At 40.0% G+C, this 12,004-nt stretch carries 25 protein-coding genes; 17 read left to right on the top strand and 8 right to left on the bottom strand.

From position 1 onward, the window contains the following. Positions 1 to 116: HTH domain-containing protein (locus P162_RS18100; RefSeq protein ID WP_206340712.1), on the bottom strand; the 116-nt coding region annotated here is incomplete at its 3' end. 14 nt (positions 117 to 130) lie between these two features. Beyond that, positions 131 to 973, bottom strand: a complete 843-nt coding sequence (locus P162_RS17490) for a replication initiation protein (protein WP_241077823.1) — start codon at positions 971 to 973, stop codon at positions 131 to 133. Between the two features lie 650 nt (positions 974 to 1,623). Here P162_RS17490 and P162_RS17500 point away from each other — a divergent pair. From P162_RS17500 to P162_RS17520, 5 genes are all read left to right on the top strand, one after another. Next, on the top strand, positions 1,624 to 1,824 hold the full coding sequence (locus P162_RS17500; RefSeq protein ID WP_164076288.1) for a DUF2683 family protein: 201 nt from the start codon (positions 1,624 to 1,626) through the stop codon (positions 1,822 to 1,824). Continuing rightward, on the top strand, positions 1,815 to 2,078 hold the full coding sequence (locus P162_RS17505; RefSeq protein WP_031429292.1) for a Txe/YoeB family addiction module toxin: 264 nt from the start codon (positions 1,815 to 1,817) through the stop codon (positions 2,076 to 2,078). Before P162_RS17500 ends, P162_RS17505 begins: the two co-directional genes overlap by 10 nt. A 12-nt stretch (positions 2,079 to 2,090) precedes the next feature. Further along, positions 2,091 to 2,318, top strand: coding sequence for a hypothetical protein (locus P162_RS17510; protein WP_031429294.1), 228 nt, complete (start codon positions 2,091 to 2,093; stop codon positions 2,316 to 2,318). Between the two features lie 65 nt (positions 2,319 to 2,383). Beyond that, positions 2,384 to 2,617: a type II toxin-antitoxin system ParD family antitoxin gene (locus P162_RS17515; protein ID WP_031429296.1), complete on the top strand. Its 234-nt coding sequence runs from the start codon at positions 2,384 to 2,386 to the stop codon at positions 2,615 to 2,617. 1 nt (position 2,618) lies between these two features. Next, positions 2,619 to 2,891 (top strand): type II toxin-antitoxin system RelE/ParE family toxin, encoded by a 273-nt coding sequence (locus P162_RS17520; RefSeq protein WP_031429298.1) that lies wholly within the window; start codon positions 2,619 to 2,621, stop codon positions 2,889 to 2,891. Between the two features lie 130 nt (positions 2,892 to 3,021). On the opposite strand, the gene P162_RS17525 is transcribed toward P162_RS17520, so the two are convergent. Further along, positions 3,022 to 3,294, bottom strand: coding sequence for a type II toxin-antitoxin system HicB family antitoxin (locus P162_RS17525; RefSeq protein ID WP_206340711.1), 273 nt, complete (start codon positions 3,292 to 3,294; stop codon positions 3,022 to 3,024). A gap of 249 nt (positions 3,295 to 3,543) precedes the next feature. Between P162_RS17525 and mbpA (P162_RS17530) the strand changes: the two genes are divergently transcribed. Genes mbpA (P162_RS17530) through P162_RS17790 form a run of 4 tightly spaced genes read left to right on the top strand, consistent with a single transcriptional unit; the run spans position 3,544 to position 5,129 of the window. Beyond that, positions 3,544 to 3,840 carry a mobilization protein MbpA gene (gene mbpA / locus P162_RS17530; RefSeq protein ID WP_031429301.1) on the top strand — a complete coding sequence of 99 codons (297 nt, stop codon included), beginning with the start codon at positions 3,544 to 3,546 and terminating at the stop codon, positions 3,838 to 3,840. Next, positions 3,837 to 4,607 (top strand): relaxase/mobilization nuclease domain-containing protein, encoded by a 771-nt coding sequence (locus tag P162_RS17535; protein ID WP_051908173.1) that lies wholly within the window; start codon positions 3,837 to 3,839, stop codon positions 4,605 to 4,607. Before mbpA (P162_RS17530) ends, P162_RS17535 begins: the two co-directional genes overlap by 4 nt. A 4-nt stretch (positions 4,608 to 4,611) precedes the next feature. Beyond that, positions 4,612 to 4,980: a hypothetical protein gene (locus P162_RS17540; protein WP_031429304.1), complete on the top strand. Its 369-nt coding sequence runs from the start codon at positions 4,612 to 4,614 to the stop codon at positions 4,978 to 4,980. A 2-nt stretch (positions 4,981 to 4,982) separates the two neighbouring features. Continuing rightward, positions 4,983 to 5,129 (top strand): hypothetical protein, encoded by a 147-nt coding sequence (locus tag P162_RS17790; RefSeq protein ID WP_164076289.1) that lies wholly within the window; start codon positions 4,983 to 4,985, stop codon positions 5,127 to 5,129. Positions 5,130 to 5,259: 130 nt separating this feature from the next. Here P162_RS17790 and P162_RS17545 read toward each other — a convergent pair whose 3' ends face one another. From P162_RS17545 to P162_RS17560, 4 genes are read right to left on the bottom strand one after another with little or no spacing between them, the layout of a single operon-like run. Beyond that, positions 5,260 to 5,811 (bottom strand): hypothetical protein, encoded by a 552-nt coding sequence (locus P162_RS17545; RefSeq protein WP_031429306.1) that lies wholly within the window; start codon positions 5,809 to 5,811, stop codon positions 5,260 to 5,262. A gap of 30 nt (positions 5,812 to 5,841) precedes the next feature. Beyond that, positions 5,842 to 6,927 (bottom strand): leucine-rich repeat domain-containing protein, encoded by a 1,086-nt coding sequence (locus tag P162_RS17550; RefSeq protein WP_031429307.1) that lies wholly within the window; start codon positions 6,925 to 6,927, stop codon positions 5,842 to 5,844. Between the two features lie 51 nt (positions 6,928 to 6,978). After that, positions 6,979 to 7,365, bottom strand: coding sequence for a helix-turn-helix transcriptional regulator (locus P162_RS17555; RefSeq protein ID WP_031429309.1), 387 nt, complete (start codon positions 7,363 to 7,365; stop codon positions 6,979 to 6,981). Between the two features lie 4 nt (positions 7,366 to 7,369). Continuing rightward, entirely contained in the window at positions 7,370 to 8,332 is a 963-nt protein-coding gene (locus P162_RS17560) for a replication initiation protein (protein WP_051908179.1), read from the bottom strand. A gap of 524 nt (positions 8,333 to 8,856) precedes the next feature. Between P162_RS17560 and P162_RS17570 the strand changes: the two genes are divergently transcribed. The 5 genes from P162_RS17570 to P162_RS17590 all read left to right on the top strand — a co-directional run bounded on the left by P162_RS17570 (position 8,857) and on the right by P162_RS17590 (position 10,124). Continuing rightward, the gene (locus tag P162_RS17570) at positions 8,857 to 9,057 is read left to right on the top strand and encodes a DUF2683 family protein (RefSeq protein ID WP_164076288.1); all 201 of its coding nucleotides are present in this window, start codon (positions 8,857 to 8,859) and stop codon (positions 9,055 to 9,057) included. After that, a complete protein-coding gene (locus P162_RS17575) occupies positions 9,048 to 9,311 on the top strand; it encodes a Txe/YoeB family addiction module toxin (protein ID WP_031429292.1) in 264 nt (87 codons plus the stop codon). Before P162_RS17570 ends, P162_RS17575 begins: the two co-directional genes overlap by 10 nt. Before the next feature lie 12 nt (positions 9,312 to 9,323). Beyond that, positions 9,324 to 9,551: a hypothetical protein gene (locus tag P162_RS17580; RefSeq protein WP_031429294.1), complete on the top strand. Its 228-nt coding sequence runs from the start codon at positions 9,324 to 9,326 to the stop codon at positions 9,549 to 9,551. Positions 9,552 to 9,616: 65 nt separating this feature from the next. After that, the gene (locus P162_RS17585) at positions 9,617 to 9,850 is read left to right on the top strand and encodes a type II toxin-antitoxin system ParD family antitoxin (RefSeq protein WP_031429296.1); all 234 of its coding nucleotides are present in this window, start codon (positions 9,617 to 9,619) and stop codon (positions 9,848 to 9,850) included. 1 nt (position 9,851) lies between these two features. Continuing rightward, the gene (locus P162_RS17590) at positions 9,852 to 10,124 is read left to right on the top strand and encodes a type II toxin-antitoxin system RelE/ParE family toxin (protein WP_031429298.1); all 273 of its coding nucleotides are present in this window, start codon (positions 9,852 to 9,854) and stop codon (positions 10,122 to 10,124) included. A gap of 130 nt (positions 10,125 to 10,254) precedes the next feature. Here the strand turns inward: P162_RS17590 and P162_RS17595 are convergent, their stop codons facing one another. Continuing rightward, on the bottom strand, positions 10,255 to 10,527 hold the full coding sequence (locus P162_RS17595) for a type II toxin-antitoxin system HicB family antitoxin (protein ID WP_206340711.1): 273 nt from the start codon (positions 10,525 to 10,527) through the stop codon (positions 10,255 to 10,257). Between the two features lie 249 nt (positions 10,528 to 10,776). On the opposite strand from P162_RS17595, the gene mbpA (P162_RS17600) reads away from it, so the two are divergent. The 3 genes from mbpA (P162_RS17600) to P162_RS17610 are packed head-to-tail and all read left to right on the top strand — an operon-like array spanning position 10,777 to position 11,956. Further along, the gene (gene mbpA, locus P162_RS17600; protein ID WP_031429301.1) at positions 10,777 to 11,073 is read left to right on the top strand and encodes a mobilization protein MbpA; all 297 of its coding nucleotides are present in this window, start codon (positions 10,777 to 10,779) and stop codon (positions 11,071 to 11,073) included. Next, the gene (locus tag P162_RS17605; RefSeq protein ID WP_051908175.1) at positions 11,070 to 11,630 is read left to right on the top strand and encodes a relaxase/mobilization nuclease domain-containing protein; all 561 of its coding nucleotides are present in this window, start codon (positions 11,070 to 11,072) and stop codon (positions 11,628 to 11,630) included. The genes mbpA (P162_RS17600) and P162_RS17605 overlap by 4 nt, the downstream gene beginning before the upstream one ends. Next, positions 11,630 to 11,956 (top strand): hypothetical protein, encoded by a 327-nt coding sequence (locus tag P162_RS17610; RefSeq protein WP_051908177.1) that lies wholly within the window; start codon positions 11,630 to 11,632, stop codon positions 11,954 to 11,956. The genes P162_RS17605 and P162_RS17610 overlap by 1 nt, the downstream gene beginning before the upstream one ends. Positions 11,957 to 12,004 lie beyond the last annotated feature (48 nt).

Genomic DNA, 12,004 nt, shown 5'->3' on the forward strand with positions numbered 1-12,004 from the left:
AGATTGACCACATCCAAAGGGATTACAATTTTATTGTTTTCCTTTGTGTATAGGCCTTGCAAGTACCTTTCAACGGTTCGGGTACTTACATTTAGCTTGTCGGCCAATTCCTTTATAGTTTACTGATCTTTCATTTTTTTACATTGATGAGATCACCCTTTTTTCTTATAGACCCCAACAATATAGCCCTTGAATTATCCACTTTTAAATCCCCTTTCCTAACCTTTTGGTTTAACTCATCAATTAGTGATTTAAAGTTTTCGATTTTTTCGTTTTCGGCTATTTGGGTGGCCTGTTTTTCGGTCAGACCGTAGGACATATATATTTTTATATCTTTTTGTTCAGCTATCGGTTTTTGGAAGTCTATCTGGAGCTGGAAGTTTGCACTTATATCTATAAATATCTCTATAACCTTGAAAGAGCGCCCTTTTTTATGAAGTTTGTAATCAAATTTCAAATCGGTATTGGCATTGATCTGTTCCTTGGCAATGTCTAAAACATCTTTTTTAAACTGACCAATTTGCCTGTACTGCTCATTTCCTTTTTTATCGATCATTCCAAGCATCCTTTTCAGCTCTTCAATTTCATAAACCTGTCGACCAACCGACCGCCATTGACAGGCTAAAGTGTATAGGCGCTTAGCGTATTTCGAAGAACAGGCCAGAACAGACTTCAACTGGATCGAGGTAAATGAATTCTTTAGTTTCAAAAAGTAAGGCTTGGCCGGTTCGGAAATCATAACCTCAAATGCTCCCTGCCCCTCAAGGTAATCTACCTGTTGAAAGAGCCACATCTGGCGGTAGATCATTTTGCCGTTGTCCTGCTTTATATCGACCTCGAACATACGATTGCCGATTTCCTCAGTGGCCTTACGGAGCTGAGCATAGTTCCAGGCTCTCCCAGTGATTAATTCTATATCCTTAGCGGTGATCCTATACTGCAGCTCTTTTTGGGTCAGCGAAGCCAAGAGCATGAACAAAAATATCTAGCTGGCAGGCCGAGAAATCATATCTCCCTGAAGTAATAGCGTTATGCTGCATTATTCTTTTTTCCTTAAAGCCGTGCACCTGTGCATCACTAAACACTGATAAATCTTTCATAAACGCTATCTTGCTGAATTGCAAATATATATAAAAACAGATAAAAAAAACAGTCTGTTTAATAAAACATAAGAATTCGCTTATAAAAACTGTTTTTTCGCTTATAAAAACTGTTTTTTCGCTTATAAAAACTGTTTTTTCGCTTATAAAAACTGTTTTTTCGACCTTTTGCGGTACTGGAAATCAACAAGTTGCAGACCCCTAAAGTAGTAAAGTATTTAAAATAATTAAAAAAAACGTTTTAGAGATGATTAAAGGAAAAAGGAAAAATCGACTCTTGCGGGAGGAACCAAAAAAAATCTGCGGAGTGAAAAGAAAACGAAAAACGAATGTGAAAAGCAGAGCGCAGGCAAACTGGCGCGAAAATTTACGGTTTTTTTTATCCCTAAGAGCGTTTTTCATGTCTTTCGCCAAATTCTAAGTCAGAAATAAAAGGAGCGCTTAGAGGCCTTTAAAATGCGTTTTTTGAACTGATCCTATTTTTGCATCATTCTCAGTATATTTACATCAAAACATGTATAAAATGGGAACATTGAAAATTCATCCAGAGGATCAGCAACAGCTGAAAACGGTCAAGGCATTCCTAAATGCCCTGAAAATTCCCTTTGAGGCTTCGGAAGAAAGCCCATACGACCCCAGTTTTGTCGCCAAAATCAAAGAAAGCGAACGCGAAGCAGAACAGGGTATGCTAACCTCCATCAAGACGGAGGATCTATGGAAGTGAATTATACCAAAAAAGCGCTGAAGGATCTTTCGTACTGGAAAAAAAAGGGAGACCCGGCGATCCAGAATAAAATAACAAAGCTGGTAACTGACATTGAGGGCACCCCCTATTCCGGCATCGGAAAACCGGAAGCCCTAAAGTACGATCTTTCCGGTTTTTGGTCAAGGCGCATCAACAAGGAACACCGCATTATCTACAAGGTCCTCGAAGAGAAAGAAACAATAGAAATCCATTCTTTGAAGGGGCATTATTAAGCCTGGTCTATCATGAATTCAAAAATCCAAACCGCAGTTCGATTAAATGGCGACCTTCTGGAAGCACTTAGAGAAAAAGCCAGGGCAGATAAAACAAGCCTGAACAATTACATCGAAAAAATACTATACCAAAATGTCGGAAATATCCCCAACAATGCCACGAAAACAGCTATTGAAGAGACTCGCAACGGAAAATCGGAAAGGATAGAAAACCTGGATGATTGGCTTGAAAAACTGTAACAAAAACATCTTGAGGGCATTCTTTGGTTCGTTTCCGTGTTATATTTGCACCAAATTATTTTATTATGGCACGACAAAGCTTTTCGGTCAATGAGAAAAACGACCAGTGGTTACGAGAACAGGTAACCAGCAAGGAATATTCCAGTAAAAGCGAACTTGTAAACGACCTAATTCGGCAGGCCAGGGGCCAACAAAGAAAAATTGATTGGATCAGGACCAAACTGGAACGGTCGGAACAGCGTGGTTTTTCAAACCGCACCCCGGAAGAAATACTTGCCATAGCCCAAAGCGGAAAGTAAAATGACCTATAGGCTAAGGCTCGAGGCCGAAGAAGATCTAATAAGGATCTATCATTACGGAATGGGAAGGTTCGGGGTCGATCAGGCAACTAAATATTATTTTGGCCTAATTGAACATTTTGAGCGGATAGCAGAAAACCCTTATCAATTTATCTCTGCAGAACATATCAAACCTGGATATAGAAGCTGCAATTTCAAATCAGATACGATTTATTACAGGGTTCTGGAAGAAGTAGAAATAATGGCCATTATCGGGAGACAGGATTTTACCTAAACTTTAGAACAGTGTAGCGTAGTTTTATGTCAGAACTATCAAAAAGCAACAGCCTGTAAATGTAAAACCTCTATTTGTGGAGAAATTAATTTCTCCACAAATAGAGGTTCGAATTACCCGTACGCAAAGGTCACCACGTCCACTCAGAATGATTTTCATCGTCAAAAAAGTCTGGCATCAGCCGTTCGGGCTGTCCGTTTTTAACAATCTCCTTTCCTATCTCTTTACAGGTTTTCAGATAATCCTCCACCGACTCAACAAAACTTTTTTCCAGGTCAGAAACAGATTTACCCTCGAAAAGTATCAGGTCATTTATCCCCTGGATCTTTCCAAAAAATACCTTATCATCGGTACTGAATTGCACGGTGCCGAAATAACCTTTGTGTTCTAGTTTTTCTTTCATGGATGAAAATGTGTACGGAACAAATATACCGAGCGCAAAAATATAACAGCTGAGAAAGATCGTTTTCCCTTAAAAAATCCGATATTTAAACCATGGGACAGCGGATAACAGAGTTTTTTCCTTTGTTCGGTCTGTTGATATTTTCAAGAGGTGCCTTTGTAGCTACAATTTATACGCGATGCTCCTAAATTATACCTCCAAAGGCCTCTTGATTTTCTCCCGTTGGTCAAAAATTAAAATAGGATTCGAATGAACAAAAAAGAGGTCTTAAGGTTCAGGTGCTCGCCACTCGAAAAGGCGATCATAGAGAAAAAGGCCGCGGATTCCGGCCTTTCAGCTTCGGCTTTCTGCAGAGCTTCCGCACTCGGCCAAAAAATGGGCTATAAACTGACGGACGAGGAACTGGAGATCTACCGGATGCTCACCACGTACCACAACAATTTCACGTCCATTTCCAACCTTTTGAAGGACAGGGACAGCCGGTTTGCGGCAGAGGTAAAGACTGCAGCTGCAGAAATAAAGGAACACCTAAAAAAACTCCAATGATAGCCAGGGCAAAGAGCATAGCGCACGGGGGTGCCGGCATCAACTACGCACTGGAAAAGGACGGTGCCGAGATCATAGACAAACGTTTTGTGGTGGGCGACACCGGCGCGGAGATCAAGGGGGAGTTCCGAATCTTCCAGAACCTTAACACCAGGGCAGAAAACAACGACCTGAGCTTTGTGCTCAGCCCGGAACCCAAAGACGGCCAAAAATTATCGAACGAGGACTTCAAGGCCATTTCCGACAGTTTCCTAAAAAAGATGAACCTTGAAAAGCACCAGGCGATCATTGTCAAGCATACCGACCGGAACCATGCGCACCTGCACCTGTTCGTGAACCGGATCGACAGTAACGGCAAGGCCTACAAGGACAGTTGGATCTCCAAGGAATCGCAGACAAAGGCAGACCAGATCGCACGGGAAATGGGGCTTACCAGGGCGCGCGAAGTCGAGGCGGCCAAAAAGGAAATCACAAAGGAGGTCAGGAGCCAGATCTTTGAAAAACATACAGCGGTACTGCGGCAGCGCCCCAAGGATTTCAAGGCGTACAGGGAGCTGATGAAGTCAAAGGGGGTCGAGATCCTGCCCACGATCAACAAGAGTAACAGACTGCAAGGTTTCAGGGTGGAGTTCCAGGGGCTAAACCTAAAGGCGACCGAGATCCACAAGACAATGAGCCTTTCAAAAATGGGCGTGAAGATCGCCCAGATAGGGCTGAACCACAACCCCGGGATAAAACAGAGTATGGACAGGGGAATTTCAAGATAAAAAAATGGGAAAACAGGAAAGACACAATATCGATACGATCGCAAATGTGCTGATAGACAAGCTGGGAGAAATGGAAAGGACCGCCAGCCGGATCGAGAAAGCAAGCAAGGAACCCCTAAAAATAGATACCGAGGAGATCGAAAAGATCTTTCAGGCCAGAAAAAATGAGGAAAATGCCATTTTAGACGAATTGAGAGCAGCAAGGAGCAAAAACAGTATAAGGGTACCCAATTGGGTTTGGGGCATTATAGGTGGTCTTGTTCTACTTTCTATGGGATCTATTTTCTACGCCTGGAACAAGGCAGAAGATTATGAACTTAAAAAATTTGAAGCGCAATATTTTGAGCAGGAATACAACAAACTAAAACAATAGATATGCATACGATCAGCAGTATTACCGAATTTATCCTGGAACTGGAAAAAAACGGAGACTTGGACCTAAAAATCAGTAAGGACAAGCTTTCAACACTAGTAAATAAGCGTTTTACAGAACAGGAAATATATAATGAAAATAAATCTTAGGACTTGCTTTTTATTTTCTATTTAGCTATCCCCTTGCGCTTGAAGAAAACGGATCAGTATGAACTGCAGGGAACAAGAGCCGACCATTATGAGCAGCTGTAGTAGGATTAAATTTTAATAAACGAACGAATTATCCATAGCTTTCTCTTAAAGTCTCAACATGGTGAAAATAGCCTTCAAAAATATCCGTTAAATTCTGTTTTAGAATTATTTTCAAGCTAGTTAAATGGTTAATCATATTTATATGTGGCGCTACTTTTTCGTCAATTTCAGGTTCAAAATATAGTTTTATTCCTGAGATTCTATTATGAAAGTCCGTGTAAGAATTCGTATTATCAAAATTTACTGGAAATAGGATAGGGTAATTCATATCCATTTTTTTCATTGCGACATATAATTCAGCCAATACTTTAAGTGTTGTGTTTCCATAGAGAATTTCGTAATCCTTTGGTCTAATTGATGTTATTTGTCTTGGATGCACACAGACTGACGCATTTTCTTTATAGTCGCAAGGTCCTTTTGTATCCGCACAATTGTAAAAAAAGCTTCCACCCATTGGAGTTGCCTTAACCCCATTCAGTATTTTAATCAATTCATCCATATCCGAAATATGCCTATCGATATTTTCTTGAAGTGCTTTAGCATTATCAAAAGGGATTACAATTTCTGTTATTGGATTCATAATACTGTTGTTTGTTTTGAAATTTATGAATTAAGTTTTCCATGCAATTACCACAAAAGCAAAAAATATAATTGATAATCCTGCACTATCAAATACCATGTAAGGAATAGCTACGAAAGCTATTGAGAAAACAATCTTTATTAAGAGCCAAGAAGTGGGATGAAAGCGTCTAAAAATGATTTCGTATTGTCCGCTGTCCAATGTTACTCGATTGCGGTAGTCTTTATATAATCTTTTTATATTCCTTGCTCTTATTGGGTTGTTGTTTAGTATAACATTATCTAAGGATTTTAAATCAAAGAGTTTTAATGGTATCGTCTTTAATCTATTTCCCGACAAATTCAATGTTTTGAGGTTTGTGTTTTTTAAGATTCTCTCATCAAAATGCTCAATTGAAATTTTCTGAATTTTATTGTTTGAAAGATTTAAGGATTGTAGCTTTTCATTTCTCAATAAATCAGTTGGAAATTCATTTATCAAGCAATCAAGTGTAAATTCAGTAACATTTTTGAGCAATGGCAGAAAGCATTTTAAATCCATTTTGGAGTTATGGATAATGCTCAAATATTTTAGTTCGGTTTGTTTTGATAAATGTTCTAGAAAAGGTTCAATTTTATCATTCTTTTTGATATGAACTATAGTTAATTGATTTTTCTTTTCGAGTTCATTTTCTAGCCAAAACGGCCCGTCTAACTCTATACAATACAAATCAGAATTCTGATTTATAAATTTTGAAATTTCTATTTCATTTTTAGAGAATAATTTGATGCTTTTTATCTTTGTCAGTATAGCTATTTCTTTGGGAAGTATTACTCCCTTGATTTGGCCACCGATAAATTTCTCTGTTATAATGTATGGTTTTTGTTTGAGTTTTATAGGGTCTTCCCGAACCAAAGGCTTATTACTTAGATTTAAATCTAAAGATTTACTATCCTCAAATTTTGATTTCTTTTTTGATGAATTAAAATCCCCAATTGCGACGATAACAAATAGAATAGCGAAAATCCCAACAAGGAAGTATAAATATTCAAGATTTCCTGTAAATGCTGAAATTATAACGAACATTATAAAAAATGCTAGAGATAAAAGTCCACAACTGCTATTATTCCTACTCACTAAATCTTTTTTTAAATGTTTGGTAACGTGTGAATAAAACCAGTACGTCTACTATTCTTTTAGTTTTTTGTCGCTTGCTTCAATAAAATTCCGCTGTTCCAAATTTCGCAAAATTAATTCCATCTGGCGTTGGTGACTTTTTGCCGATTCGCGGTGATATTCCAGATCCCTTTGCAGGATAGGGTACTCTATCAACCTTTTTTGAAACTCTTGATATTCCTCATTTGTAAAGGCCTCAATTACATCATATTTCTGTGTCGGACTTGTGTCGGTGTTTGTGTCGGACTTGTGTCGGACTTCCAGCAGATTGACCACATCCAAAGGGATTACAATTTTATTGTTTTCCTTTGTGTATAGGCCTTGCAAGTACCTTTCAACGGTTCGGGTACTTACATTTAGCTTGTCGGCCAATTCCTTTATAGTGTACTGATCTTTCATTTTTTTACATTGATGAGATCACCCCTTTTTTCTTATAGACCCCAACAATATAGCCCCTTGAATTATCCACTTTTAAATCCCCTTTCCTAACCTTTTGGTTTAACTCATCAATTAGTGATTTAAAGTTTTCGATTTTTTCGTTTTCGGCTATTTGGGTGGCCTGTTTTTCGGTCAGACCGTAGGACATAATATATTTTATATCTTTTTGTTCAGCTATCGGTTTTTGGAAGTCTATCTGGAGCTGGAAGTTTGCACTTATATCTATAAATATCTCTATAACCTTGAAAGAGCGCCCTTTTTTATGAAGTTTGTAATCAAATTTCAAATCGGTATTGGCATTGATCTGTTCCTTGGCAATGTCTAAAACATCTTTTTTAAACTGACCAATTTGCCTGTACTGCTCATTTCCTTTTTTATCGATCATTCCAAGCATCCTTTTCAGCTCTTCAATTTCATAAACCTGTCGACCAACCGACCGCCATTGACAGGCTAAAGTGTATAGGCGCTTAGCGTATTTCGAAGAACAGGCCAGAACAGACTTCAACTGGATCGAGGTAAATGAATTCTTTAGTTCAAAAAAGTAAGGCTTGGCCGGTTCGGAAATCATAACCTCAAATGCTCCCTGCCCCTCAAGGTAATCTACCTGTTGAAAGAGCCACATCTGGCGGTAGATCATTTTGCCGTTGTCCTGCTTTATATCGACCTCGAACATACGATTGCCGATTTCCTCAGTGGCCTTACGGAGCTGAGCATAGTTCCAGGCTCTCCCAGTGATTAATTCTATATCCTTAGCGGTGATCCTATACTGCAGCTCTTTTTGGGTCAGCGAAGCCAAGAGCATGAACAAAATATCTAGCTGGCAGGCCGAGAAATCATATCTCCCTGAAGTAATAGCGTTATGCTGCATTATTCTTTTTTCCTTAAAGCCGTGCACCTGTGCATCACTAAACACTGATAAATCTTTCATAAACGCTATCTTGCTGAATTGCAAATATATATAAAAACAGATAAAAAAAACAGTCTGTTTAATAAAACATAAGAATTCGCTTATAAAAACTGTTTTTTCGCTTATAAAAACTGTTTTTTCGCTTATAAAAACTGTTTTTTCGCTTATAAAAACTGTTTTTTCGACCTTTTGCGGTACTGGAAATCAACAAGTTGCAGACCCCTAAAGTAGTAAAGTATTTAAAATAATTAAAAAAAACGTTTTAGAGATGATTAAAGGAAAAAGGAAAAATCGACTCTTGCGGGAGGAACCAAAAAAAAATCTGCGGAGTGAAAAGAAAACGAAAAACGAATGTGAAAAGCAGAGCGCAGGCAAACTGGCGCGAAAATTTACGGTTTTTTTTATCCCTAAGAGCGTTTTTCATGTCTTTCGCCAAATTCTAAGTCAGAAATAAAAGGAGCGCTTAGAGGCCTTTAAAATGCGTTTTTTGAACTGATCCTATTTTTGCATCATTCTCAGTATATTTACATCAAAACATGTATAAAATGGGAACATTGAAAATTCATCCAGAGGATCAGCAACAGCTGAAAACGGTCAAGGCATTCCTAAATGCCCTGAAAATTCCCTTTGAGGCTTCGGAAGAAAGCCCATACGACCCCAGTTTTGTCGCCAAAATCAAAGAAAGCGAACGCGAAGCAGAACAGGGTATGCTAACCTCCATCAAGACGGAGGATCTATGGAAGTGAATTATACCAAAAAAGCGCTGAAGGATCTTTCGTACTGGAAAAAAAAGGGAGACCCGGCGATCCAGAATAAAATAACAAAGCTGGTAACTGACATTGAGGGCACCCCCTATTCCGGCATCGGAAAACCGGAAGCCCTAAAGTACGATCTTTCCGGTTTTTGGTCAAGGCGCATCAACAAGGAACACCGCATTATCTACAAGGTCCTCGAAGAGAAAGAAACAATAGAAATCCATTCTTTGAAGGGGCATTATTAAGCCTGGTCTATCATGAATTCAAAAATCCAAACCGCAGTTCGATTAAATGGCGACCTTCTGGAAGCACTTAGAGAAAAAGCCAGGGCAGATAAAACAAGCCTGAACAATTACATCGAAAAAATACTATACCAAAATGTCGGAAATATCCCCAACAATGCCACGAAAACAGCTATTGAAGAGACTCGCAACGGAAAATCGGAAAGGATAGAAAACCTGGATGATTGGCTTGAAAAACTGTAACAAAAACATCTTGAGGGCATTCTTTGGTTCGTTTCCGTGTTATATTTGCACCAAATTATTTTATTATGGCACGACAAAGCTTTTCGGTCAATGAGAAAAACGACCAGTGGTTACGAGAACAGGTAACCAGCAAGGAATATTCCAGTAAAAGCGAACTTGTAAACGACCTAATTCGGCAGGCCAGGGGCCAACAAAGAAAAATTGATTGGATCAGGACCAAACTGGAACGGTCGGAACAGCGTGGTTTTTCAAACCGCACCCCGGAAGAAATACTTGCCATAGCCCAAAGCGGAAAGTAAAATGACCTATAGGCTAAGGCTCGAGGCCGAAGAAGATCTAATAAGGATCTATCATTACGGAATGGGAAGGTTCGGGGTCGATCAGGCAACTAAATATTATTTTGGCCTAATTGAACATTTTGAGCGGATAGCAGAAAACCCTTATCAATTTATCTCTGCAGAACATATCAAACCTGGATATAGAAGCTGCAATTTCAAATCAGATACGATTTATTACAGGGTTCTGGAAGAAGTAGAAATAATGGCCATTATCGGGAGACAGGATTTTACCTAAACTTTAGAACAGTGTAGCGTAGTTTTATGTCAGAACTATCAAAAAGCAACAGCCTGTAAATGTAAAACCTCTATTTGTGGAGAAATTAATTTCTCCACAAATAGAGGTTCGAATTACCCGTACGCAAAGGTCACCACGTCCACTCAGAATGATTTTCATCGTCAAAAAAGTCTGGCATCAGCCGTTCGGGCTGTCCGTTTTTAACAATCTCCTTTCCTATCTCTTTACAGGTTTTCAGATAATCCTCCACCGACTCAACAAAACTTTTTTCCAGGTCAGAAACAGATTTACCCTCGAAAAGTATCAGGTCATTTATCCCCTGGATCTTTCCAAAAAATACCTTATCATCGGTACTGAATTGCACGGTGCCGAAATAACCTTTGTGTTCTAGTTTTTCTTTCATGGATGAAAATGTGTACGGAACAAATATACCGAGCGCAAAAATATAACAGCTGAGAAAGATCGTTTTCCCTTAAAAAATCCGATATTTAAACCATGGGACAGCGGATAACAGAGTTTTTTCCTTTGTTCGGTCTGTTGATATTTTCAAGAGGTGCCTTTGTAGCTACAATTTATACGCGATGCTCCTAAATTATACCTCCAAAGGCCTCTTGATTTTCTCCCGTTGGTCAAAAATTAAAATAGGATTCGAATGAACAAAAAAGAGGTCTTAAGGTTCAGGTGCTCGCCACTCGAAAAGGCGATCATAGAGAAAAAGGCCGCGGATTCCGGCCTTTCAGCTTCGGCTTTCTGCAGAGCTTCCGCACTCGGCCAAAAAATGGGCTATAAACTGACGGACGAGGAACTGGAGATCTACCGGATGCTCACCACGTACCACAACAATTTCACGTCCATTTCCAACCTTTTGAAGGACAGGGACAGCCGGTTTGCGGCAGAGGTAAAGACTGCAGCTGCAGAAATAAAGGAACACCTAAAAAAACTCCAATGATAGCCAGGGCAAAGAGCATAGCGCACGGGGGTGCCGGCATCAACTACGCACTGGAAAAGGACGGTGCCGAGATCATAGACAAACGTTTTGTGGTGGGCGACACCGGCGCGGAGATCAAGGGGGAGTTCCGAATCTTCCAGAACCTTAACACCAGGGCAGAAAACAACGACCTGAGCTTTGTGCTCAGCCCGGAACCCAAAGACGGCCAAAAATTATCGAACGAGGACTTCAAGGCCATTTCCGACAGTTTCCTAAAAAAGATGAACCTTGAAAAGCACCAGGCGATCATTGTCAAGCATACCGACCGGAACCATGCGCACCTGCACCTGTTCGTGAACCGGATCGACAGTAACGGCAAGGCCTACAAGGACAGTTGGATCTCCAAGGAATCGCAGACAAAGGCAGACCAGATCGCACGGGAAATGGGCTTACCAGGGCGCGCGAAGTCGAGGCGGCCAAAAAGGAAATCACAAAGGAGGTCAGGAGCCAGATCTTTGAAAAACATACAGCGGTACTGCGGCAGCGCCCCAAGGATTTCAAGGCGTACAGGGAGCTGATGAAGTCAAAGGGGGTCGAGATCCTGCCCACGATCAACAAGAGTAACAGACTGCAAGGTTTCAGGGTGGAGTTCCAGGGGCTAAACCTAAAGGCGACCGAGATCCACAAGACAATGAGCCTTTCAAAAATGGGCGTGAAGATCGCCCAGATAGGGCTGAACCACAACCCCGGGATAAAACAGAGTATGGACAGGGGAATTCAAGATAAAAAAATGGGAAAACAGGAAAGACACAATATCGATACGATCGCAAATGTGCTGATAGACAAGCTGGGAGAAATGGAAAGGACCGCCAGCCGGATCGAGAAAGCAAGCAAGGAACCCTAAAAATAGATACCGAGGAGATCGAAAAGATCTTTCAGGCCAGAAAAAATG

It is taken from the genome of Flavimarina sp. Hel_I_48 (assembly GCF_000733945.1).
Taxonomy (GTDB): Bacteria; Bacteroidota; Bacteroidia; order Flavobacteriales; family Flavobacteriaceae; genus Leeuwenhoekiella.